We start from the raw sequence: 24,004 nt of genomic DNA on the forward strand, positions 1-24,004 counted from the left end.
CCGAATTGCGGTAGTATAAAGTGTTTTTTAAGTTTATCCGTTGTCCTTCTGCATATTTAGCTTCTTTTTTAAGGCACTCGCATGCACCTTATTTCACAACATCAGTTGTTCGAACCTTGGCTCCAATTCAAACGCCCATTGGTTCGCCAGTTGGCTTTTGCTGTAGCAAGTCCAAACATTTTGTCTGCGTTGCCGTTAGAACTCGATATACAACATGCTTTTCATTTTCATCCCTCACAGATCTGGCAACAGCACTTTCAAACCTATTTACCTCGCCTTAAACAGCTCGATCAAGACCCGAAAGAACTTGAAGACTTTATGGCTCAACTGAAAAGTACCCGTCTGGGTCTGCGCTTTGAAATGTTCATGTGGTTTTGGTTATTGGATCATCGCTATCATGCATACGAGTTATTGGGGCATAGTATTCAAATCATTGATGGTGCTCGGACTACGGGTGAGCTGGACTTTTTAATTAAAAATACCGAAACCAATCAAATCGAACATTGGGAAGTCGCGTTGAAATATTATTTAGGTGAAACAGATCTAAGCTTAACCACATGGTATGGTTTGAATCGTACCGATACTTTAAATCGAAAATTAAAACACTTTACCCATAAACAGTTTCAATTCCAGCAAGCTTTAGACACAGACATTCAGACGCGCTTTGCCGTTTTAAAGGGGCAACTCTTTCTCCCACTAACAAATGGTTTCACGGCAGTCGAAACGTTAAACCAATACTCCCTCCCCAATTGGCTCAATCCTGACCGTCGACTAGGTACTTGGGGTAACATCATTCCAAAGGCCGACATGAATTACTATCGCCTACAACGTCAAGAGTGGATTTGCCCAAATGCGGAAGTCAGCAGCCAAAATGCACATTGGTGGACCAATGGACTGTACTTACAAAATAAAAACAATCAGTTTTATATGTATAGAAATCCTAATTTGATTTTAACTTGATTTTGCAGAAGTTCCTTTATACAAAAATACATAACGCAACATACAGTTACTTATCTCCTGCAAAACCATGCTATTTTTTAAAGTGTTTATTTTTTAATCTCTAATTACATCAGAACAAAATCATTTGATGAATACACTAAAAATTTTGGAGACAGCGATGAAAAAAATTGTTTTAGGTTCACTGGTGATGCTTTTTGTTTTAACAGGCTGTAATACCGTGGCTGGTGTAGGTAAAGATGTCTCCAAAGTAGGTGATGTCGTGACCAACTCTGCTGATAAAACTGCTGATAAATTATAATCTGCTTGTAAGCCCCATAGACCTTATCTAAACGATAAGGTTTTTTTATTGCTAAGTTTCGCATTCCAGAGATTAATCGCCTATTATAGTGCCGACTGTTTTATTGACTTTGAAATGCGCATGACCTCTTCTGCTACTCTCGATTTAAGCCTCCAACTTTTACGTCAGCCATCGGTTACACCTGTGGACCACAACTGTCAAAATATTATGGCTGAACGCTTAAAAAAAATTGGTTTCAACATTGAGTCTATGCGCTTTGATGATGTTGATAACCTATGGGCACGAAAAGGCACTGAAGCACCTGTATTCTGCTTTGCGGGTCACACCGATGTCGTTCCTACAGGTAATTTAGATGCTTGGAACTCAGACCCATTTGCCCCTGAAATTCGTGATGGCAAGCTTTATGGCCGTGGCAGTGCAGACATGAAAACTGCCTTGGCTGCAATGGTGGTTGCTTCTGAGCGCTTTGTTGCAAAACACCCAAATCATAAAGGCTCAATCGCGTTCCTCATCACATCAGATGAAGAAGGCCCATCGATCAATGGCACGGTCAAAGTGATCGAAACACTCGAAGCCCGTAATGAAAAAATGAAGTGGTGTTTGGTGGGTGAACCTTCAAGTACCCATCAATTGGGTGATATTGTTAAAAATGGTCGTCGTGGTTCACTCAATGCAGTACTGACTGTCAAAGGAAAACAAGGTCACGTGGCTTATCCACATTTGGCTATTAACCCGATTCACATGGCGTCTAAAGCCGTTGCTGAACTTTGTGATACGGTTTGGGATCAGGGCAACGAATACTTCCCTGCGACGTCGTTCCAAGTGTCCAATATTCAAGCTGGTACAGGGGCAACCAATGTCGTCCCAGGTACCATGACCGTGACTTTCAATTTCCGTTATTCAACTGAATTGACCGCTGAGGAATTAAAAACACGTGTTTTAGAAATTTTGGATCATCATGGTTTAGTCTACGACATTAAATGGACACACTCAGGTTTACCTTTCCTGACGCCAGTGGGTGAGTTGGTGAATGCAGCTAAAAATGCCATTCGTAATGTAACTGGTGTAGAAACTGAGCTTTCAACTTCAGGCGGAACATCTGATGGTCGCTTTATTGCTCCTACAGGTGCTCAAGTACTTGAACTTGGCGTTCTCAATGCCAGCATCCATCAAATTGATGAGCATGTGAATGTCGCTGATCTGGAACCGCTTGCTGAGATTTACGAACAAATTTTAGAAGGCCTTTTGGCATAAGCATTCAACCCCGCATTAAAAAGGAACTCAGTTGAGTTCCTTTTTTATTACATTCAAACTTAAGCTTAAAGCCCTAAACTCGCCTGAATTTTATTTAAATTCGGTACGTGGTAAGTCTCATCCCCCATACGCACTAACTGGAAAATGGTGGGATCATTCACAGGGCTTTCATCATCAACAATTTCAGAAATACGCAAACGAATTGACTTCGGCATTTCATTACACATCAAAGCAAAGCGCTGAGAAGCATCATCCCCTTCAATCACCAGCGCCACGCCTTCCGTTTGGTCGGGACGGTTGATGGCATAAACAGGCAAATGTAGATCATGCCATTCCACCGTTTTCACTTGCGTATCACTATCGAGTGCAGATAAAACAATATTTTGCGGCAAGAGCATGGGGTTTTTACTATGACACTCAATAATATAAGCATCAATAAAACCTGTTGATACTGTAATCAGATATTGCAATTCTTGCTGACTGATTTGCTCATTCATGCTCTTTGAAACATTTGCATTCATTTATTTACCCCTGCTTTTCAGCCAATAACTGCTGAATGTTGGCAAGTAATTCTGCCTCTTGGAATGGTTTGCCCATGTAGTGTGTCACGCCCAAGCTGAAAGCACGTTCACGGTGTTTTTCACCCGTACGCGATGTAATCATAATAATCGGCAAGTTCTGGTGAATTTCATGGTGACGAACCAAGTTCGTTACTTCGAAACCATCCATACGTGGCATTTCAATATCCAGCAACATCAAGTCTGGTTTAACGCTCTCCAACTGCTCCATCGCATCGACACCGTCTTTAGCAGTCACAATATCAAAGCCTTGGCGCTCTAATAAGCGCGATGTGACCTTACGAACCGTGACCGAGTCATCCACAATCATCACTAAACGACGCATATCCTGATGACGACCAAAGTCACGGTGATCGGCTGCATGCGTTACACGCTTGGTACTTAAAATCTGACGTGCGATGTTCTGACCATCTAAAATCAAGCAGACATGACCATCACCCAAAATCGTTGCACCCGCAATTGCACCAATGCTGGCAAACTGTTGTCCAACGGGCTTCACTACAATTTGCGCACGTGAACCAATCAGCTGATCAACCAATAAGGCAATGGTTTGTCCACTATTGCCTTTAATCAATAACACCGGCAATGAATGTCCAATATTACTCAAACGCGGAATCGGCTGATTGGATAAAAACTCAGATAAATAGCGCAGTTTATAACTCACACCATCAATTTTGAATTGGTCATCTTTGCTGTGGAAATAGTGATCCAATGCTGTTGGAGCAATACGCACAATACGATCAATCTGCGCCAATGGAATCGCATATTGTTGATCGCCTGCTTTCACCATCAAGGCATCACTCACCGCTACCGTAGTCGGTACGCGAATAATGAAGGTCGTGCCGAATCCAACTTCCGATTCAACCGTGACATGTCCACCCAGTGCTTTAATTTCACTTTGCACCACATCAAGACCGACACCACGTCCAGAAATTTGCGTCACTTCTTTGGCTGTACTGAAACCCGGATGGAAAATAAACTGTAAGATTTCCTGTTTATCTAGCACTTGATCGGCTTTAATTAAACCTAAGTTTAGCGCTTTCGCTTTAATCGTGCTTTCATCAATACCCTTACCATCATCTTTAAAGCTGACGATAACGTCTGTACCTTGACGGCTAATGTTTAGTTCAATTTGGCCTGTCGCTGATTTTTTCGCAGCGCTACGTTGTTCCGCATCTTCAATACCGTGGTCGATTGCGTTACGTAGCATATGCTCAAACGGCGTAACCAAACGTTCAAGAATCGTACGATCCAACTCACCTTCGGTGTTATGAACGACTAATTCCGTTGGGCGGTTTAAGGTTGATGCGGTCTGACGCACAATACGCTGCAAACGAGGCAACATACGTGAAAACGGTACCAAACGTGTCCGCATTAAGCTTTCTTGAATCTCCGCTTGAATACGGGATTGTTGTAATAACAAGCCTTCCGCATCACGAATTTTCTCAGCCAAAGTGCTCTTAAAATCGACCAAATCCGAAGCTGATTCGGCTAAGGATTTGGACAATTGATTCAACGATGAATATTGGTCCATTTCCAAAGGGTCAAAGTCTGCGTAGCGCGAGTTTTCAGAACCGTGCTTCGCAATAATTTGACTCTCAAGCTCACCTTCCATTCGACGCAACTGATCCGCCAAACGCTTAATTGCAAGCTCCATCTCGTTCAACGTATTGCCGAGCTGACCTAAGTCCATTTCAATACGTGAACGGTTAATTGCATTTTCACCGGACAGGTCGATCATTTTTTCAACCAAATCAGCTGAGATACGGATCATCTCATTACCGCCATCCAAGTGAGTCGTTTCTTTCCACTCACCCAGCATTGCTGGCGGCTCAGTACCATCACCCTGCACAAACTCAAAACTTGGTACCGCATTGAGTAAATCAATTTGAGTTACACGCGTCGGTAATTGCGCAATCACATCCACATAATCAATAGATGCTAAGCTATTTTTCAAACCATCATAATTACTAAAATCACGTTTGAAGATGGCTTGTTTTAACCATTCAAATGCAGTTTGCAATAATGGGTCATACACGTTTGAACTGAAATTATGTACAGCAAATTGCTCAAATGTAGTTTCTAGTTCATAAGCAATCGCACCAACGGGTTCATTCTCCGCCATACGCGCGCCGCCTTTTAAGCTGTGCGCAGCACGTTGCAATTGTAGTAACACACTACGGTCACTACGTTGTTCAGTCCACTGTTTCAGTAAGCCATCCGTAGTCGCTAAAATTTCTTCAGCTTCTTCCAAGAAGGTTTCTTCAACAATTGATAAAAGACTAGCTGCTTCTTCAACAGCGCTGACTGCTTCTTCTTGGACAAGTGACGGAGTATCCAGCTGTTCAACGACAGTAACGTCAGTGTTATCAACTATACTCGGCTCTTCAATCGCAGTTGCTGACTCAACCGCAGCTGCCTCAGCTTCAATCGTTCTATCTATATTAGATAAAGGTTCTTCAACTGCCGCAACAAACGCTTTAACTAAAGGCTCGGATGCTGTAGTTGTAACAGTCGTACCCTCAACCAAGCTCTGAATGTTATGCAGTACATTGATCGTCGCTGTTGCTGGATAATCAACCTTCTCCGTACGAATGACCTGAATTCGGTCTGCGACGTCATCCTGTACTAAGCGAATGATGCTGATCAACTGTGGCGTTGTAGCTATTTGCTGACGAATCACACGCTCATAAATAGACTCTAATTCGTGTGCAATCGAACCAATAAAAGGTGCAGAAATCATATTGGCACCACCTTTTAAGGTGTGCAAATAACGCATTAAATTGTTGAGTGCTGCTGGATCATTGCCATTTTTAGACCAAGTATTAAGATCCTGATCCATCCCCATCAATAATTCCTCAGCTTCTTCCAAGAAAATATCGAGCAAATCATCATCAAAATCGGTATTGGCCGTATTCGATTGCTTGTACTGATGATCCGATGCAATTTGCTGCGAAATCTGCGCAAGATCAAGGCTTGGTTGTGAAGTATTTCCAGAAATAACAGCCTCAGCAACCGGTTCAATTACCGTCGTCGAAGTCGATTCAACATCTTGCTGTACGAAGGCCATTAATTCATTCAGAACTTTATGTACATCTGCAGTCAGAATGACGCGCTGACCCGCAGCTAAAGTGTCAAATAAATGGATAAATTCTTGATGTGCCTGACCAAATAACTCGTATGCATAATCTACATTGAGTAATTCTGGCTTTTCCAGTAAGGCTTGATAACCCGCATATAGCTCAGAAGTAAAGTCATGAATTCCTTGAGCAGCACGGTTATTGGTGAATTCTAGCAATTGTTTTGCTTGTTCACCTAAGTGCTGAATATAGTCTGGATATTCAACTTTAGCCCGCTGATCAAACTCAAATTCAGCATCAAGCAGTAGATCAATATTTAACTCGATCAGCTTCGAGACCATACCTTGTGGGTTTAGCTCATCGTCTACGTCTTCTATACTGAAACCATAGTTATCCCAAGCCGTAGTGAACGTGGCGTAAATCACGTCAAGCTGTTCGTTCGTACCACGCCCAAGCACGTGTAAATAGTCACGTACAAATTCAGCATATTGGGTGAGTAAAGAGATTTCCTTCGAGGTAGAAACAATTTCTTCTTGTACCAAGGTTTTAAATAGATTTTCAACTTTTGAGCTGGCATTAAAGACATGCTCAATTTGCGCCATAGACGAACTACCACGCAATGTATGTAAGGCACGGATTAAGCCATTGTAATCTTGTACTTTGGTTTCATCTGCATTTAAGAACTGATCGATAGTCGCTAAATGGTCTTCCGCTTCTTCAATGAAGATCGCTAAAGTTTCTTCAAGGACATCATGCACTTGATCATCCTGCTCAGAAACGTCTGCAACTTGTGGCTCAGATTCAGCCACTTCAATATCGCTCAGCTCTAATCCCGTCACGACATCATTACTATTTAGATGATTAGACAGTTGTAGCAACTCTTCTAGTGCAGGTTCTAAACTTTGATTTTGTTGTAATTGTTGTCCAATTAAAACCAGTGGTCGAAGGTCAAGATCAATCTCCTGTACCACTTTGAATATCGGATACAGTTTAAATTGAAACAGTTTGAATACTGTTTTAGCAAATTTTTGAACCGTTGCCGTAAGCGGTACAGCCCCTGAAATCACACGATTTAAGGTGTCTTCAACTGCCCACGCTGTTTCACCTGCTGACTTTGCCCCCACCATACGACCAGAGCCTTTTAAGGTATGGAAATGACGGCGTATGCTCAACAAAGTTTCTTGATGTGTCGGTTCAGCGTACCACTTTTCAAATAATGGATCTAACTCAACGAAGATTTCTTCAATTTCTTCAACAAAAATTTCAAGAATTTCTGCATCTTGATCTAGATAACTATCTTCCGGAAGCGTTGTCGTTTCAACTAAATGTTTTAATATTTCTTTCATAGCTAAGGCTTCTTGCGTTGTCAGCTACCCAAAAAGGTGCATAAACTTCATTATAACCATCAATCCCAAACCAGTCTTTTTTGCTTAAGCTAACTGAATTGATGTGTATCCTGATTTGGTATGCCACTCAAACAATGAGCAGCATACCTCCCCAAAGCAAGCGCTTAATCAGGCAGTTTAAAGTCTGTTACAGACTCACGTAACGCTTCCGCCATGTTCGCAAGTTCAGAGACTGAACGGGCTGTATCGAAAGTCGCAGTGGTGGTTTGTGAGGTAATTTCTTGTACGACATTCATCGTAGTTGCAATATGACCTGCAGATGCGGATTGTAGCTTTGCTGCATCCGAAATGTTTGCAATCAATTTCGCCAAATTACCCGATACGTTTTGAATCTCATCCAGTGCAACACCCGCATCCTTAGATAAGTTCGCACCGCGTACAACCTCAGACGTGGTTTGCTCCATCGAAATTACAGCTTCGTTGGTATCGGTCTGAATGGTTTTTACCAATGTTTCAATCTGTTTGGTCGCTGATGCTGAACGTTCAGCTAGACGCTGTACTTCATCCGCAACCACGGCAAAACCACGACCTGCTTCACCTGCCATCGATGCTTGGATCGCTGCATTTAAAGCCAAGATGTTCGTTTGGTCGGCAATATCATTAATCAAGGCAACGATGTTACCAATCTCTTGCGAAGATTCACCCAAACGTTTAATACGTTTAGAGGTTTCTTGAATCTGCTCACGAATGATATCCATACCTTCAATTGAACGGTTTACAACATTCGCGCCATTTGCAGCAATTTTTACTGAACGTTCTGCTACCACCGCTGATTCTTCAGCGTTTGAAGATACTTGGTCAATTGACATTGCCATTTCGTTAATCGCAGCAGATGCACCCGCAATTTCTTGTGCTTGGTGTTCAGATGCTTCGGCTAACTGGTTGGTAATCCCCTGCGTACTTGCCGTATATTGCGCAACCTCTTGAGAAGTTTCGGTAATACGCGATACAAGGTCACGTAATTGGTCAATTGCGAAGTTAATCGAGTCGGCGATTGCACCCGTGAAGTCCTCAGATACCGTTGCATATGAGCGTAAATCACCATCTGCAAGATCGGCAATCTCATCCAGTAAACGTAAAATCGCGTTTTGGTTACGGTCATATTCATCTTGTAGACGAGATACACGTTTTTTATCTGATTCGCCACGAAGTACGAGTAATTTAAATACACAGAATAAGAAAGCAATCAGGGCTAGAATTAAACCTAAGGCAGGAATTGCAATTGCTAAACCTGTACCACCTGACAATTTGTTCAAATTACTTAACAAAGCATCCGACTGTTCAAAAATCGATGATGATGCTTGGCGTACTTTAACAATTTGTGATGAGTTCTTTAACACCGTTGCTGCTGCCGACTTCAGTACATCATCATATTCTGATTGAATACTGGTTAAAGAGTCACGCATTTCAGGGTCATTAATACGCTCTACACCTAAGTCCGCACTGCCATTTAACTGTGCGTTTAAGTATGACGCGAAGGTTTCTGTATCTGAGCTAAAGTCATCCGCAGATTCACGTGAGTTGGCTGAACCTGTTAATACCGAACCAATTGAGCGTAAAATACGTTCTGCGATGAATACTTGGTTTTTTGCAATTACGACTTGGTTGGCTGGCACATTTTGACGTGCCATTTGGTCAACCATTAAGTTGTATTCGGCCTGAATCCCCGGAATACTTTCACTAATCGCGATGTTGGTATCATAAAGTTGGTTAATGATTTTTTGTTGTGATGCAATTAAATCAATATTTTCAGAAACTTTTTTCCACTGCGTATCTACTTCACGCAGTGCATCTGTACTCGCGTGAATATCTTTTACTATTTCTAAGTTTTCAGCAAAAGACTTTTGTGATTCTGTCAGTTTTTTAATGGCTTCAGGTGTACCTGATGCTGTTGCTTCAGTTGCCTGACGCGAAATCGTTTGCGATAAAAGACGTAAATCACCCAAGCTACGGGTGAATTCGTTATTTCGAGGTACGCTATAGAATAGGTACAACAGTAAGAAAATTGCCAGTACGATACAAAATGCCGCACCCAAAATTAATGGCTTGGACTTTTCACTATCACCAAATACACGTGAAAACTGTTCCGTCTGTGATTGAAGTTTTGCTACTAAAGCATTTCCACCTGAGCGGTTAGTGCTTCCATCCGTATTTTTCTTTTTAAGTTTAAAGCCCATGCAGCTTCTCCCCGATTTACGCCGTTATAATTTCGCGCGCGACAATGATATTAATTTATAAATTTTATAGATGCGTTCATATACTTTGGATTGTCTAATAAGCGACTGAATAAGAAAACATGCCATTGTTGGTTGTGTTGGTGAAAATACCCTTGGCAATATTCTTTTAAATTCCGATCTAAATCTTCATGTTTAGAAAAGAAACTCTTCTTATTAAAGTGCTGAATCCCCAGAACCTGATCTACAACTAAACCGACATAGTGGTCATTGTGACTAATACAGAGTACTTTTTGAGTCGGTGAATATGCACTACGATGCCCTGATACATAGTGCGCTAAATCGGCAACAGAAAGTAAACGTCCTCGAATATTGGCCAAACCCACAACCCAAGGTTGAGTATTTGGCACTAAAGTATATTTCGGAGGATAAATCACCTCTGCAACTTCACCTAATGGCGCAACGAAATATTGCCCCATCATCTCAAAAGCAATGCCCGACCAGCGGTTTACCTCATTTTCGTTTGAAACGTAGTTTTTATTACCACGTTTAGCAAGTCGAAGTAATTCGATAAATCCATTTGCTGCCATAGAGCTTATCCTGCGTTCAGGTGTTGCTTAATCACATCAATCAGTTGGTTTTCATCAACAGGCTTGGTTAAATAATCACATGCACCTTGACGCTTACCCCATACACGGTCTGTAGCTTGGTCTTTAGTACTGACGATCACTACGGGAATGTGTTTTGTTGTTGCGCCACGCGCAATTTGACGGGTTGCTTGAAACCCATTAACGCCTGGCATCACCACATCCATCAACACTAGATCAGGAAGTTCAGCTTGAGCCATGGTTACACCATCGGCACCATTCGACGCTTCAATCACTTCAAAACCGTGTTTCCCCAAAATTTCTTTAAAGCGGAATGTCTCTGTAGGTGAGTCATCCACAATTAAAATACGCGCCATAATTTTCCCCAATTACACTTATATTATTTATGCTGAAACATGATTACGAATCGCATTTAATAATTCATCTTTACTAAACGGCTTTGTTAAATATTCATCTGAACCGACAACACGCCCTTTGGCTTGGTCAAATAGACCATCTTTGCTAGAGAGCATCACTACAGGAATATTTTGATAATTTTGTGAGTTTTTGATTAATGCACACGTTTGATAGCCATCTAGACGCGGCATCATAATGTCGACAAATACGATATCAGGATTTGCTTGAGCAATTTTTGACAATGCGTCAAAACCATCGACAGCAGTCACAACTTCACAACCCTCACGTTGTAATAATGTTTCAGCTGTACGACGAATGGTTTTTGAATCATCAATGACCATTACTTTTAGATTCTGGAATTTATCGTCCATTTAATATGACCCTTCCCATTTTTAGAATGTTTGTAGAAACAGATTCGTAGACGCTTTACAAGTTACGTACACTTTTAACATATATTTACTTATATTTTCAACGAACAGTTTCCGCATAAAGCCACACTTCATCTTCTTTTTAAGAACGGCTTCACACTTTCCTATACCCGTCGATTTTTTTTTGACTGATTATATTTTTTATTCCTAAATTTAGGACTAATATAGCACTATTTATTGCTTGTAAATAAGTAATTTAGTCAACTTTAAACTGGGGGTATCGATGCTTAGGGAGTTTAATCACAAACTTGCTTTGATCGTGAAAAAAAGGATGACTGCGAAAGTCATTTTGCTGGCTTTGCTAAGTTTGCAGACCATCTCGATTATGGCCGATCCACCTAAAGCGGTCTGGTATCGATATTACGACAGTAAAGGCATCGCGAACGTCAGTAGTAGTGTCACCCCCAACCATATTCGTTATGGTTATGAAGCACTTGATAGCAACATGCAAGTGATTCAACGGGCTCGTCCATACAACGCAGAAAAAGATGCGCAATATGCGCCACAACGCGCAGCTGCGGCCAAGCAACGCGAGTCAGATCTTAAATTAAAACGCGCTTATACCAACAGCCAAGTCGCCACTCAGAAACGCAATACCGCCCTTTCCTATATCTTAAAGCAGATTAAGTTCCAGCAAGATGAATTGAAACAATTACAGAATGACCGTATTGGATTCTTACGCCAAGAAAAAGAGAACATGCGTAAAGGCAAAAGCAATCCGAAACCGCTCCAAGATATGATTGATTATAATTCCAAAAATATTGTGATGAAAAAAGAGCAAATACAATCGTTACAAAGTCACTATCGTAATACCAAGGCTGAATACGACAGAATTATTGCTCGTTTAAAAACACTTGAATAATCTGCGTCTTATTTACAGTGTGCTGACTTTCGCCGCTAGACCAAAGGATTTGACTCAATGCAGGCTGCACTACGTATAAAAAACAAATTAAGCCGCCAAGTGCTCCCTATTTTAAAACTCAGTCCGCTGTGTTTGTGCTTACTCCTCTCTGCCTGCCAAAAACAAGATGAAGTCACCTCCCCTACTTCGTCTACAGCTAAAATCGAGCTGATAGCACAAGACTTGGTTCAGTTCCAAGAAGGGCCTTCTATCCAACGTACAGCTTTTACTGGCACCATTCGAGCCGTCAATCAAAGTTCCATTCAGGCTCAAGTGACAGCGACAGCCACCGCCGTCTCCGCTCAAGTTGGACAAGCCGTTCAAAAAGGGCAAGTACTGGTTCGATTGAACAATCAAGATAATGCTGCGCGTTTTGCCCAAGCTCAAGCCAATCTTGCATCAACTCAAGCCCAAGCCAATCTTGCAAAAAGCATGGTTCAAAGAAAAAAACGTTTACTCGATCAGGGCTTTATTTCTAAAGTGGAATATGAACAAAGCCTTGTGGACTATCAAGCTCAATTAGAAAATGTACGTGCGCAACAAGCCAATGTTGATATTGCCGAAAAAGCGGATCGCGATGGCACTATTTTAAGCCCGATTTCAGGGGTTATTACTCAACGTCAGGTGGAACCTGGACAAACAGTATCCGCAGGACAAACCCTATTTGAAATCATTGACCCGAGTCATTTAGAAATACAGGCCAAAATTCCAAGTGATCGACAAGCAGCTTTAAGTTTGGGAGAAAAAATTGAATATCGGCTGCAAGGCAATCCCCAAAAACTAACCGCCAAGCTTACTCGTATTTCCCCGATTGCTGACCCCGCAAGCCGTCAAATTGAGTTTTTTGCTCAGCCAATTGAAAGTATTAATTCATTGAGTATTGGGACCTTTGTAGAGGGAAACATACTTGGTTCACAGTCCATCTCAGGGCAAATTATCCCGCTGGATACCATTCAAAATATACAAAATTCGCCTTATGTTTGGGTGATTCGCCACAATAAAATTGAACGTGTTCACATAAAAGTATTGGAACAACGCTATAGCAACAACAGCGCTGTAGTACAGGGACTACAAGCCGGCGACCGTATCAGCCGTATAAAGTTTAATGAAAAAGATTTGCATCAAATGGTGACAATCAATCCATAAAAATAAGAAAAGGTTGTTGCTATGTGGTTAACCCGTATTAGTGTGAAATATCCTGTTTTTACCATCATGATGATGTTTTGTCTGATGGTTTTAGGCTTAGCCTCTTGGCAAAGAATGGGAGTTGAGGAGTTTCCTGATGTCGATTTCCCCTTCGTGGTGGTTTATACCACCTATCCAGGAGCATCGCCTGAAACGGTGGAGTCTGAAATTACCAAGAAAATGGAAGACCAAATCAATACCATTTCAGGTTTAAAACAGGTCATTTCTCAGTCTAGCGAAGGCTTATCGACCATTATTGCTGAATTTGATCTCGATGTTTCTTCTGCCATAGCCGCACAAGATGTCCGCGATAAAATTGCACCGGTCACCGCTGAGTTTCGAGACGAAATTCAAGACCCGATTGTTGAACGTTATGACCCTTCTGCCAATGCCGTGATGTCAATTGTATTTGAATCACAAAACATGTCACTGAAAGAGCTCAGTTCTTATCTGGATCAGCGCATCGTTCCACAGTTTAGAACCGTTTCTGGTGTCGGGACAGTCAACTTATTGGGTGATGCCAAGCGACAAATTCGCATACAGATTGAACCCCACAAACTACAAAGTTTTGGGATTGGTATTGACCAGATCATCAACACGCTAAAAGCTGAAAATGTCGAGGTTCCGGGTGGAACATTGAAACATGGTAATAGTGAACTTGTGGTCGAAATCAAGTCTAAAGTGATTCATCCTTTAGCCTTCGGCGATTTAGTGATTGCCAATAAAAATGGTGTACCGATTTATTTGCGCCAAGTTGCAAGCATTTCAGACAGCCAAGCCGAACTTGAGTCGAGTGCCTATTTAGATGGTAAAACCGCGGTTGCGATTGATATTTTACGCAGTTCCGATTCAAATGTGATTGATGTAGTCGATGGTGCTTATGAGACCTTAGCAGATATCCAAAAACAGTTACCTGAAGGCACCACAGCAAAAGTCGTGGTAGATTCATCCAAAGGCATTCGTAATAGCATCACCGATGTTGCACGTACCATTATTGAGGGTGCAGCTCTTGCCGTTTTGATTGTCCTGCTGTTTTTAGGCTCGTTCCGTTCCACCGCCATTACAGGCATGACGTTGCCGATTGCTCTTCTTGGCACTCTGACGTTTATTTGGATCTTCGGCTTTAGCATCAACATGATGACCTTACTGGCACTATCACTCAGTATTGGTCTACTGATTGATGATGCGATTGTGGTCCGTGAAAATATTGTGCGACATGCAGACATGGGCAAAGACCCTGTCACAGCAGCCCTTGATGGCACCAAAGAAATTGGACTCGCTGTTTTAGCCACCACCTTAACCATTGTTGCGGTGTTTTTACCTGTGGCATTTATGGGTGGTATTATCGGTCGCTTTTTCTATCAGTTTGGCGTAACCGTCAGTACTGCTGTGCTGATCTCCATGTTTGTCAGCTTTACTTTAGATCCCATGCTATCTGCACATTGGGCTGAAAAGCATAATCCACATAAACCACCCAATCGAGTCAAACGTTTCTTCAATTGGATTTCTGGCAAACTAGATAATCTCAGCCATGACTATGAGAAATTACTCAAGCTTGCTCTGCGCTTCCGATTCATCACCCTCATGATTGCTGTGGCTTCACTGTTCGGTGCATTAGGCTTATCTAAACTAATTGGAACAGAGTTTGTCCCTGTTCCAGATAAAGGTGAGATTCGGATTAAGTTCGAAACACCTGTCGACGCCTCTTTGGAATATTCACAAGCCAAACTGCTGCAAGTCGATAAAATTATTCAGCAGCACCCTGACGTTCGAGCAACTTATGCGGTGATTAATGGCGTTACGGATCGTGGTAAAAACCATGTCAGTATTCGCGTAACCGTTACGCCACGCACAGAGCGTAAGAAAAGCTTAACCGACTTAAACAATGAGTTCCGCCAACGCCTACAACAAGTAGGTGGCATTACTGTGACCTCAATTGCCTCGGCAGATGAAACGGTATCGGGCGGACAAAAGCCCGTAATGATTTCCATCAAAGGTCCTGACTTAGCTGAACTCCAGAAGATATCAGACCGCTTTATGGCTGAAATTGCACAAGTCAAAGGCATTGTCGACTTAGAAAGCTCACTTAAAGCCCCTAAACCGACTTTAGGCGTGCATATTAATCGGGTCTTAGCCAGCGATTTAGGACTATCGGTCAACCAAATTGCCAATGTCATTCGCCCACTGATTGCAGGCGATGATGTCACCACATGGCAAGACAACAAAGGCGAAACTTATAACGTTAACCTACGCCTAACTGAAACTGCACGTAGCTTACCTAGTAATGTACAAAACCTTTACCTCACATCGCAAAAAACGGATGCCAATGGTCAAGCTTTATTGATTCCCCTTTCTAGCGTTGCGCATTTAGAAGAAAGTCTGGGGGCATCGCAGATTAATCGTCGTGATCTAGCACGGGAGGTCTTAGTCGAAGCCAACACCGCAGGTCGTCCTGCAGGCGATATTGGCGCCGATATTAAAAAAATTGAAGACAACTTTGACCTTCCAGCAGGTTATAGCTTTGACACACAAGGTTCAAACAAAGACATGGCTGAATCTGCAGGTTATGCCATGACCGCAATCACCTTATCAATCGTGTTTATTTATATTGTGCTAGGTTCGCAGTTTAATAGTTTTATTCACCCTGCGGCGATTATGGCTTCCCTGCCACTATCATTGATTGGGGTGTTTTTAGCGCTCTTCTTATTTAACTCCACCATGAACTTGTTTTCTATTATCGGTATTATCATGTTGATGGGTCTGGTGACCAAGAATGCAATTCTATTGATCGATTTCATTAAAAAAGCCATGGATCACGGCGTTGATCGTTATCAAGCGATTATTGATGCGGGTAAAACACGTCTACGCCCTATTTTGATGACTACAAGTGCCATGGTGATGGGCATGGTGCCTCTGGCTTTAGGGCTAGGTGAAGGAGGTGAACAAAGTGCACCGATGGCACATGCAGTGATCGGCGGTGTCATTACATCGACACTACTGACCTTAGTGGTGGTTCCTGTGATCTTCACCTATTTAGATGACTTTAAGAACTTTATGCTGCGTCAAGTACGTAAAATCATGTCATAATAATCGACATTTTTCTGAGGCGGTGTCGACATGCCTCCTCATTTTTTATCGTATAATCTTTGACTTTCAAAGTTTAAAATTTTAGGACAGTTTCCATGCGCGCGAGTCGCTTTTTATTTGCAACGTTAAGAGAAACCCCAAATGACGCAGAAGTGATTTCACATCAACTAATGCTACGTGCTGGGATGATTCGTAAATTGGCTTCAGGTTTATACACTTGGCTGCCGATGGGCGTTCGCGTATTAAATAAAGTTGCAGCGATCGTTCATGAAGAAATGAACAATGCGGGTTCGCTCGAAGTCCTGATGCCCGTAACTCAGCCAGCGTCTTTATGGGAAGAATCTGGTCGCTATGTCCAATACGGCCCTGAATTGCTTCGTTTCAAAGACCGCCATGGCAACCCTTTTGTGCTTGGTCCTACACACGAAGAAGTCATAACCGATCTTGCACGCAATGAACTCAAAAGCTATAAACAATTGCCTGCAAACTTCTATCAAGTACAAACCAAATTCCGCGATGAAATTCGTCCACGTTTCGGTGTAATGCGTTCACGTGAATTTATCATGAAAGATGCTTATTCTTTCCACGCAAACCAAGAATCACTGCAAGAAACCTATGACATCATGTATGGCGCGTACTGCAAAATCTTTACCCGTTTAGGTTTAGATTTCCGTCCAGTACAAGCCGATACAGGTTCAATTGGTGGTTCAGGCTCACATGAATTCCACGTATTAGCATCAAGTGGTGAAGATGATATCGCCTTCTCGACTGAATCTGACTATGCGGCAAACGTTGAAATGGCTGAAGCCGTTTTGGTCGGTGAACGTGCGGCTCCAACCAAAGCTTTAGAAGTGGTCGATACTCCAAATCAAAAAACCATTGCAGATGTATCAAACTTCTTACAGTCTGATCCTGCACACTCTGTCAAAGCCTTGTTAGTACAAGGTATTGCAACCGAAGAAGGCCAAGCAACACCAGTAGTGGCATTGTTCTTACGTGGCGATCATGAGCTAAATGAAATTAAAGCGGAGAAGCATCCGCGCATTGCATCACCATTAACTTTTGCAACAGAAGAACAACTTGCTGCACTGGGTTTAACCGCTGGTTTCTGTGGACCACAAGGCTTAGTTGAAAAAGGCTTAACGGTCATTGTCGACCGTGCTGCATCTGTCCTATCTGACTTTGTTGCAGGTGCAAATGAGGTTGATAAACACGTTACTGGTCTCAACTGGGAACGTGATGCACAGTTCACTGAAGTTTATGACTTACGTAATGTGGTTGAGGGTGATCCGTCTCCAGACGGTAAAGGTACGCTGCAAATTAAACGTGGTATCGAAGTTGGGCATATTTTCCAACTGGGTCAAAAGTATTCAGAAGCTTTGGGCTGTAAAGTTTTAGGTGAAGATGGTAAGCCATTTACTGTAACCATGGGTTGTTACGGTATTGGTGTAACACGTGTAGTTGCCTCTGCAATTGAGCAAAACTTTGACGAAAAAGGCATTATTTGGCCTATGGCAATTGCACCGTTTGAAGTTGCCATTGTGCCGATGAATGCACATAAGTCTCCACGCACTTTGGAAGCAGCTGAAGCACTGTACGCTGAACTTACGGCAGCAGGTTATGATGTTTTACTGGATGATCGTAACGAACGTCCAGGCGTGAAATTCTCAGACCTTGAGCTTACAGGTATTCCTCACCGTATTGTGATTGGTGAGAAAGGCTTGGATGCAGGTACTTTTGAATATAAAGGCCGTCGTGATGCTGAATCTGTAAACATTTCTAAAGACGAGTTGTTGGCGAAAATTGCAAAATAATTCATTTTAGAATAAAAAATCCCGCGTATATCGCGGGATTTTTTATTAGATCATGTATCTAGCAGAATTTTAAACCACCATAGCAGTTCGATCGAAAGTTTTGCCCTTGTAAGCTTAAATTAGTCAGTGGAAAATCCAAAGTCGTCGTATTCATTGGAACATTACCAACTGCTAAGTCACTCCCCAAAGCACACTGAAAAAGTAAATCTCCACATGGCCGTGGATGCTCAGTTAAATCTTTATTAATCCCTGCAATGGTTTGTTTTAGAACCTCATTGGTAATTGCTACTTTGGTGGTTGGACTTAAGCTACCCAGTTCAACTTCGTCTTCCATCGCTAGCCACCAGCCTTTATTCGCGCCAACCGCAGCCCCTGTCCATAAGATATCTTGTGATTGCAAGGATAGTGATGCAGGGTTGTTTAAATACAGTGCATGAATTAAACCTAAACTCTGATTCACAGTGATATCGGTTTTTAATCCCGTAATATTCCCTGTTACCTGTTTATTCAGAGGCACGCCGCCGAGTACTGTTGCAGTAAGGGGACCTGAGAAATTGATTTGTCCAACAGTACCACTTCCTTTTAAAGTTACATCTTTCATTCGAGTTCCCGACACAACTGTCGAATTAATAGTAAAAGGTGCTGTGGTTGAACTCAGGGTTAAATTATAATTATCAGATGTGTAATCCAATGTTGTCGGAATAAATAAAATTGTTCCTGTAACCTTCCCTTTAATTTGTAAACCCGTATCTGCATACGTCATAGTACGAGCTTCTGTTACAGCAGTACCTGAAGCTGTTTTAGTTTTCATATAACCACTAAAGGTATTAATACCATTTGGCGTCGAAGTATTCTCTGTACCAAGCGTCATTAAACCTTTAATCTTTTCAGCACTGACACGAAAACCGAGTACTTCACGTGTTGCGGCTGAAGTCGGATTTTTAATGGCAAACTGAATAAATGGATTTGTGATTAATGCCGAAGTTGCTGCACGCTGATCTGATGTATAGTTTGGATCATCAGGTAGTCCACTTAAACCAATATGATCGATATCAATATCACAACTGTTCGCTCGAATGGAATTATTGTCGCCACCACATCCCAATTGAAGCTTTTTAATATTGGCATTCAACTCCAATTCGGCACTTAGAGCCAACTTATAAAAACCAATGTTTGATTGATTATATGTTTTCCCTTGTGCATCGGTTGTATTCGTCCCCTGCTGAAACTCTAGATTCATCAAAGATTGACCTTCGACTTCTGCCAATTCCTCGTCATTTAAAGCGGTCATCGCATAACTTTGACTCAAACCTAAAGTCGCTGTGATTAGAATTGAAATTAAAGACTTATTCATTTTATTTATTCCTTGTCATTCTTTTTAGCGCGGCGTAATCCCTAATGTGCTACGCATAGCCCCACCTGTAATGGCAATATCTGCAATCTTCTGCATGGTACCCGTCGGAGACAATGCAACTTCCGTTCTAAAGGCAGTTCCCTGTCCACCTGCTAATGCCTTATGGTTAAATTGCACTTGATTATCCATGACAACTGAGTCCTTTTGCATATGAATTTTTCCATTCAAACCTAAGTGACCTTGCATTTTGTTTAAGTTAAAACTTGAGGTTTTTGTTGTGGTTCCATTACTATCGGTATTACTTAAACTAATAAAACTGCCTTTTTTACTTTCATTACTCAGGTCTGTACTACTCAACGTATTAAACTCAAAATTGGATTTAAATGACAAATAGTTGCTTTGTGGTGTCCCACCTACAGCTTCAAGTCCTGGAATAATAAAGAGTTCACCTTTACCATCTAACATAAAAGCAATCGATGCGAGAACATCATCTTTTTTGGCAAAGTTATTAATCGGTACAACTTCTTTGGCACAACTATTTACCCCTGCTGGACAGTTATATAGTGCACCCGGAAGCTGCCCGATTGCGATTTCCGCATTGGCGGCAAACAATAAGCTATCGGCTTTGATATAGATTTCATTTTCATTAAAACCAATCACACCATTGGCTTTAAAATATGAGTCAATATTACGTAAGCCTGTATAGTAGTTAACTTCTTCGCCATGCTTACTCATCGCACCATCAATGACGATAATAGACGTTGTTTTCGGATTGCCTTGACTATCTTCCCCATAACCATCGGTTGATACCGCGATGTCATAGCCCAACCCATCCTTCACTGTTCCAACGGTATTGGTATATTTCTTGGCAAAAAATGCTGCATTGGCATTGAGGTTATAAATTGGAATACCTAAACCCCATGTTCCTTCGTTAGTATTGTTTACTGCAATAGAATTATCTGAAATAAAACGGGCTTTACGTGCAATCGCTTGAAAATCGAGCCCACGTACAGCAATAAAAGCCATATTTGAAGCATTACCCGTTGGCGATGGGTTATAAATCAGTTCATAGTTTTGCGCACCCAATATCGTCTTAATTTGGTCATTGACCACAAAACCCATTGAGTTGGTGCGAATGTTATTGATATAAATCTGGCCAAAATCAATATAAGCATTTTGACTGTTTATTGCTGAATTAGGGTCAGTAGAAGAACGAACATTGAGCGGTGATAAATTTGAAAACTCGATGGCGTAACTGCCTGTACCAGTGTGTCCTAATTCAAACGTTGTTGGTGTGGCAGCGCTGAGCAAACTATTTCCTGCACGAGTAAAGTCAGCAGACACATTTAAATGTAAGCCACCTGCATTCTTAAAACCATAACCCGCAGAGGCAACCACCTCATTTTCTTGGACATTACCGTTAACACGGTTGACCGTATTAAACTTAGCAACACCTGTCTGGTCAGCATTTAACGCGATCTTGCCATTGGTTAAAGCACCTGATGCCCCTATTCGAATTAAGTTCCGATGAGTCGAGTTTGCTGAGCCATAACGTAAATCGACGTTTAACCCGGGATTTGTGGCATTGCCTACACGGCTGTCATGTACATCAGTTTTATCTTCCACTCGACCTAAAACAACAATATTATCGCCAACACTGCCCTTTGAGGTGAGAACTACACCTTCCGTTTCATCGATATAAAGATATCCATCAGCAGATAAATTGAAGTTGAAATCCTTTAAGGTTAAATCTTGATTATTCTGTCCATAACTAATACTGGCATTCTGCAATTTAAAATCTAAATGCACCTTTGAGTCGCGGTTAAACAAACCATTCGTCGTTGCCAAGTACACTTCAAAAGGTGAAATAGTCGAAAGCTTAAAACTTCCTAAATTTTGGTCTGTTTCACCTGTTGCACAATTCGGCGAACACATCAGCATAATTTGGGCAGCCGTTGCGGTAAAAGGTGACACACTTGCAGAGAGCTGAATACCAACCCCTTGCGTACCATTGGCTAATTGTGTTGTGCCCACATCAAAATCGAGTTTGGTTTTAATATTGTTATAACCTGTCGCCGTTTTCACTTCAATATTATGTAAGCCCAGTTTAATCGGTGTTTTACCGACTTCCGCAGGATCCACCCAATTCAATTGTTTAATGTCAACTTTTGAAGCTTCATGGGTAATTGAAATACCATCTTGACCCGTTACATCACTTAAAATCTGATCATTCAAAGCTTGTAATGCATAACTTTGATTCGCTGCACAGATACACAGTGTCAGAAGGTTTAGTTTTATTATTTTATGCATCTCAATATCCTTTTGAAACTATGTGTCTAACAGCGGCTACCCGCAGTGCCCGAGCAGTTATAGCTAAAGATTTTTAGATTTCCATCCAGATGTAAGTTTCCGTGAACATTTAAGCCCATAAAACCTTGTTCCTGACCTTTATCAAAAGTGGGGACAGTTTTACTCGTACCATAACTGTTATATGTTGAGGTATTAAAATATCCATTTTCACCACTTTCTACTGAAAGGCTGGCAAAACCCAAGTTACGAATTTTAAGGGGTTTATCATCGAAAAATTTTAACAGCATCGCAGTTTGTGGCTTACCTTCTTTATTCAGAATTGTGGTACCTTCCAGCGAAAATTTATCAATTTGCATGGTGCCTTGGAACTGCTTAAACACCAGCCATTTTCGTTGCCCATTTTCCTTATGATTATTTGGAGAAATGGCGATACGACACAATTCTAATAAAGCGCAATCTTGATTTGCGCGCATTTGATAATACGCTTCAGTGACAATAGCTCGCCCATTTGCATCTACACCATTGGTCCTAGAGATCGTATTTAAACTCATATCATTGGCATATTGGTGGTTGATCGATAGGGTTAAGCTCAAATCCGCGCCGCCCTGCCCAGTCACACCGACCAGCTCCGTATTATCCAAATCTACCAAACCCGCTTGAGATAACATGGATACAGACATCAACATGGTTACACATAATTTTTTCATCATGTCGGTATCCTATAGCCCTGTGGTCTTAATTTTTAAGTGTTGGATCAATACACCATCGATAGCAACTGAACCCAAATTCACAGGAACTGCTGTTCCAGTCCCACGGAATACCACACCAGTAGACTGTGTCGCCGTATTGGCTTTGAGCGTATTGGTGGTCGGATCTCGTGTCACGCTACCAATCGAAATACTGCTATGTGTTGCGTTATTTCCTTGGTATTGAATCGCAGTACTCCCTGCCCCAGTTTGAACAAAATTCGAACCACAATAGGCCACATTACAGGTTGATCCTTTATAATCTGCATTGTTTCCACCTTGTACATCTGGGTAGTAGGTATAAATCTGCTTATAAATTTCAGGCACGTTCGGAATACGCGTGACTTCAAGAATAATATTGCGTCCTTCCGAACCTACAACAAAAGGCTGATACATATTACCCAAGACCAAATTAATATTTGGGCTGTATAAATAAAGTCCTTCACTGGCATCAAAGATTGGAGCCAATGAACGATCTAATGCGGGTGTGACTGCCATACCATCGTTGGTCGCGGCTGTGCTCAGTCGAAGGACTTTGCCATTCAACTGCGCTTTATTTGCATCTGTATTTTCATAGATTAATGTAGATGGATCATCATTAGTATTGATCCGAAGTAAGGCTGCCATCCCAAAGGTTTTATTTTGCTGGTCTAAGGTAGATGCTTGAGTTTGAAACATACGAACCTGTGAGCCATTTAAACTCAATCCATTTGCAACCGCCTGTAAACGTATTCTTTGATTTAAACTTAAATCAGGATCTGCTGCCGCGTTGGTTGTTGTGGGTGCACCAGTGATAGGGTCCACTTTATTTTGGGAATTCCAGCTACGCGAAAAAGCATCCCACCATAGACCTAATTTAATATTATTATCTGTGTCACTCGCTACAACCGTTGCTAAAGGCGCTTCCAGCCCCAGAAAACTTACATCTGAACTTGCATTTGACTGGTGAAACTGTTTAATCCCCGTGGCTGTACCAGCGCGAAATAACCAAGGATTAACATCGCTTCCCCATGTAAAGCCCTGATTGCTGAAACGACTATTGGCATTATTATCAGACCGCGAAAGCGCTAAACCATAAATAAAGATGTCTGCTTTGGTTCGTTTCGTGCTCAGATCATCTGCGTCGGTATACTTGGAATAGTTCTCACCCACAGGAATAATACGAATAAAGCCCGTGTCGTATTGTTGTGGATTGGCCACGCCACGGTTGTAGCTAGACGCCGTGGAGAGATCATTGGCCCCTTGAAACACCATCTTGAAGTTTTCAGGAAGTAAAGCAATGCCTTCACCCGTAGTATCTGCTAGATATTCATCGGAAAGTGACTCGAGCGCAAATGCAGACTGTGCAAGCATGAGTCCGACAAGACTAGCTAAACAAGATTTTTTCAATCCTGCGGGATATATACGATTCGTCATCTCGACCAT

17 protein-coding genes are annotated in these 24,004 nt (G+C 41.8%); 7 read left to right on the forward strand and 10 right to left on the reverse strand.

Annotated elements, in window-relative coordinates:
* The first annotated feature begins 81 nt into the window (after positions 1 to 81).
* The 3 genes from JZ787_RS02455 (at position 82) to dapE (ending at position 2,512) form a co-directional block, all read left to right on the forward strand.
* On the forward strand, positions 82 to 960 hold the full coding sequence (locus JZ787_RS02455; RefSeq protein WP_346311543.1) for a DUF1853 family protein: 879 nt from the start codon (positions 82 to 84) through the stop codon (positions 958 to 960).
* Between the two features lie 157 nt (positions 961 to 1,117).
* Positions 1,118 to 1,258 carry an entericidin A/B family lipoprotein gene (locus tag JZ787_RS02460; RefSeq protein WP_087010462.1) on the forward strand — a complete coding sequence of 47 codons (141 nt, stop codon included), beginning with the start codon at positions 1,118 to 1,120 and terminating at the stop codon, positions 1,256 to 1,258.
* A 120-nt stretch (positions 1,259 to 1,378) separates the two neighbouring features.
* Positions 1,379 to 2,512, forward strand: coding sequence for a succinyl-diaminopimelate desuccinylase (gene dapE, locus JZ787_RS02465; protein WP_346311544.1), 1,134 nt, complete (start codon positions 1,379 to 1,381; stop codon positions 2,510 to 2,512).
* A gap of 65 nt (positions 2,513 to 2,577) precedes the next feature.
* On the opposite strand, the gene JZ787_RS02470 is transcribed toward dapE, so the two are convergent.
* The 6 genes from JZ787_RS02470 to pilG all read right to left on the reverse strand — a co-directional run bounded on the left by JZ787_RS02470 (position 2,578) and on the right by pilG (position 11,125).
* Entirely contained in the window at positions 2,578 to 3,033 is a 456-nt protein-coding gene (locus JZ787_RS02470; protein WP_346311545.1) for a hypothetical protein, read from the reverse strand.
* A 4-nt stretch (positions 3,034 to 3,037) separates the two neighbouring features.
* Positions 3,038 to 7,516, reverse strand: coding sequence for an Hpt domain-containing protein (locus tag JZ787_RS02475; RefSeq protein WP_346311546.1), 4,479 nt, complete (start codon positions 7,514 to 7,516; stop codon positions 3,038 to 3,040).
* Between the two features lie 164 nt (positions 7,517 to 7,680).
* Positions 7,681 to 9,753, reverse strand: a complete 2,073-nt coding sequence (locus JZ787_RS02480; RefSeq protein ID WP_218288072.1) for a methyl-accepting chemotaxis protein — start codon at positions 9,751 to 9,753, stop codon at positions 7,681 to 7,683.
* Positions 9,754 to 9,803: 50 nt separating this feature from the next.
* On the reverse strand, positions 9,804 to 10,340 hold the full coding sequence (locus JZ787_RS02485; RefSeq protein ID WP_004694490.1) for a chemotaxis protein CheW: 537 nt from the start codon (positions 10,338 to 10,340) through the stop codon (positions 9,804 to 9,806).
* 5 nt (positions 10,341 to 10,345) lie between these two features.
* On the reverse strand, positions 10,346 to 10,714 hold the full coding sequence (locus JZ787_RS02490) for a response regulator (RefSeq protein WP_004694491.1): 369 nt from the start codon (positions 10,712 to 10,714) through the stop codon (positions 10,346 to 10,348).
* Positions 10,715 to 10,741: 27 nt separating this feature from the next.
* Complete coding sequence (gene pilG, locus JZ787_RS02495; protein WP_004694493.1) at positions 10,742 to 11,125, reverse strand: twitching motility response regulator PilG; 384 nt, start codon at positions 11,123 to 11,125, stop codon at positions 10,742 to 10,744.
* Between the two features lie 280 nt (positions 11,126 to 11,405).
* Between pilG and JZ787_RS02500 the strand changes: the two genes are divergently transcribed.
* From JZ787_RS02500 to JZ787_RS02515, 4 genes are all read left to right on the forward strand, one after another.
* Positions 11,406 to 12,044: a hypothetical protein gene (locus JZ787_RS02500; RefSeq protein WP_087010454.1), complete on the forward strand. Its 639-nt coding sequence runs from the start codon at positions 11,406 to 11,408 to the stop codon at positions 12,042 to 12,044.
* Positions 12,045 to 12,101: 57 nt separating this feature from the next.
* Positions 12,102 to 13,229: an efflux RND transporter periplasmic adaptor subunit gene (locus JZ787_RS02505; RefSeq protein WP_346311547.1), complete on the forward strand. Its 1,128-nt coding sequence runs from the start codon at positions 12,102 to 12,104 to the stop codon at positions 13,227 to 13,229.
* Between the two features lie 21 nt (positions 13,230 to 13,250).
* A complete protein-coding gene (locus JZ787_RS02510; protein ID WP_346311548.1) occupies positions 13,251 to 16,355 on the forward strand; it encodes an efflux RND transporter permease subunit in 3,105 nt (1,034 codons plus the stop codon).
* Between the two features lie 95 nt (positions 16,356 to 16,450).
* Positions 16,451 to 18,169, forward strand: coding sequence for a proline--tRNA ligase (locus JZ787_RS02515; protein WP_346311549.1), 1,719 nt, complete (start codon positions 16,451 to 16,453; stop codon positions 18,167 to 18,169).
* Positions 18,170 to 18,227: 58 nt separating this feature from the next.
* Here JZ787_RS02515 and JZ787_RS02520 read toward each other — a convergent pair whose 3' ends face one another.
* Genes JZ787_RS02520 through JZ787_RS02535 form a run of 4 tightly spaced genes read right to left on the reverse strand, consistent with a single transcriptional unit; the run spans position 18,228 to position 23,995 of the window.
* Positions 18,228 to 19,523: a hypothetical protein gene (locus tag JZ787_RS02520; protein ID WP_346311550.1), complete on the reverse strand. Its 1,296-nt coding sequence runs from the start codon at positions 19,521 to 19,523 to the stop codon at positions 18,228 to 18,230.
* A 24-nt stretch (positions 19,524 to 19,547) separates the two neighbouring features.
* Entirely contained in the window at positions 19,548 to 21,833 is a 2,286-nt protein-coding gene (locus JZ787_RS02525; protein WP_346311551.1) for a DUF6160 family protein, read from the reverse strand.
* 26 nt (positions 21,834 to 21,859) lie between these two features.
* On the reverse strand, positions 21,860 to 22,543 hold the full coding sequence (locus tag JZ787_RS02530; protein ID WP_004694509.1) for a hypothetical protein: 684 nt from the start codon (positions 22,541 to 22,543) through the stop codon (positions 21,860 to 21,862).
* A 9-nt stretch (positions 22,544 to 22,552) separates the two neighbouring features.
* The gene (locus tag JZ787_RS02535) at positions 22,553 to 23,995 is read right to left on the reverse strand and encodes a hypothetical protein (protein WP_346311552.1); all 1,443 of its coding nucleotides are present in this window, start codon (positions 23,993 to 23,995) and stop codon (positions 22,553 to 22,555) included.
* Positions 23,996 to 24,004: the final 9 nt, after the last annotated feature.

The sequence above is a fragment of the Acinetobacter sp. BWR-L5 genome (assembly GCF_039655985.1).
Taxonomy (GTDB): Bacteria; Pseudomonadota; Gammaproteobacteria; order Pseudomonadales; family Moraxellaceae; genus Acinetobacter; species Acinetobacter johnsonii.

Bases quoted from the DNA above. Each gene is read 5' to 3' on its own strand.
- JZ787_RS02520 (WP_346311550.1), bottom strand. From the start codon at position 19,523: ATGAATAAGTCTTTAATTTCAATTCTAATCACAGCGACTTTAGGTTTG.
- JZ787_RS02515 (WP_346311549.1), top strand. From the start codon at position 16,451: ATGCGCGCGAGTCGCTTTTTATTTGCAACGTTAAGAGAAACCCCAAAT.
- JZ787_RS02535 (WP_346311552.1), bottom strand. From the start codon at position 23,995: ATGACGAATCGTATATATCCCGCAGGATTGAAAAAATCTTGTTTAGCT.
- JZ787_RS02490 (WP_004694491.1), bottom strand. From the start codon at position 10,714: ATGGCGCGTATTTTAATTGTGGATGACTCACCTACAGAGACATTCCGC.
- pilG (WP_004694493.1), bottom strand. From the start codon at position 11,125: ATGGACGATAAATTCCAGAATCTAAAAGTAATGGTCATTGATGATTCA.
- JZ787_RS02525 (WP_346311551.1), bottom strand. From the start codon at position 21,833: ATGCATAAAATAATAAAACTAAACCTTCTGACACTGTGTATCTGTGCA.
- JZ787_RS02475 (WP_346311546.1), bottom strand. From the start codon at position 7,516: ATGAAAGAAATATTAAAACATTTAGTTGAAACGACAACGCTTCCGGAA.
- JZ787_RS02510 (WP_346311548.1), top strand. From the start codon at position 13,251: ATGTGGTTAACCCGTATTAGTGTGAAATATCCTGTTTTTACCATCATG.
- dapE (WP_346311544.1), top strand. From the start codon at position 1,379: ATGACCTCTTCTGCTACTCTCGATTTAAGCCTCCAACTTTTACGTCAG.
- JZ787_RS02505 (WP_346311547.1), top strand. From the start codon at position 12,102: ATGCAGGCTGCACTACGTATAAAAAACAAATTAAGCCGCCAAGTGCTC.
- JZ787_RS02485 (WP_004694490.1), bottom strand. From the start codon at position 10,340: ATGGCAGCAAATGGATTTATCGAATTACTTCGACTTGCTAAACGTGGT.
- JZ787_RS02455 (WP_346311543.1), top strand. From the start codon at position 82: ATGCACCTTATTTCACAACATCAGTTGTTCGAACCTTGGCTCCAATTC.
- JZ787_RS02460 (WP_087010462.1), top strand. From the start codon at position 1,118: ATGAAAAAAATTGTTTTAGGTTCACTGGTGATGCTTTTTGTTTTAACA.
- JZ787_RS02500 (WP_087010454.1), top strand. From the start codon at position 11,406: ATGCTTAGGGAGTTTAATCACAAACTTGCTTTGATCGTGAAAAAAAGG.
- JZ787_RS02530 (WP_004694509.1), bottom strand. From the start codon at position 22,543: ATGATGAAAAAATTATGTGTAACCATGTTGATGTCTGTATCCATGTTA.
- JZ787_RS02480 (WP_218288072.1), bottom strand. From the start codon at position 9,753: ATGGGCTTTAAACTTAAAAAGAAAAATACGGATGGAAGCACTAACCGC.
- JZ787_RS02470 (WP_346311545.1), bottom strand. From the start codon at position 3,033: ATGAATGCAAATGTTTCAAAGAGCATGAATGAGCAAATCAGTCAGCAA.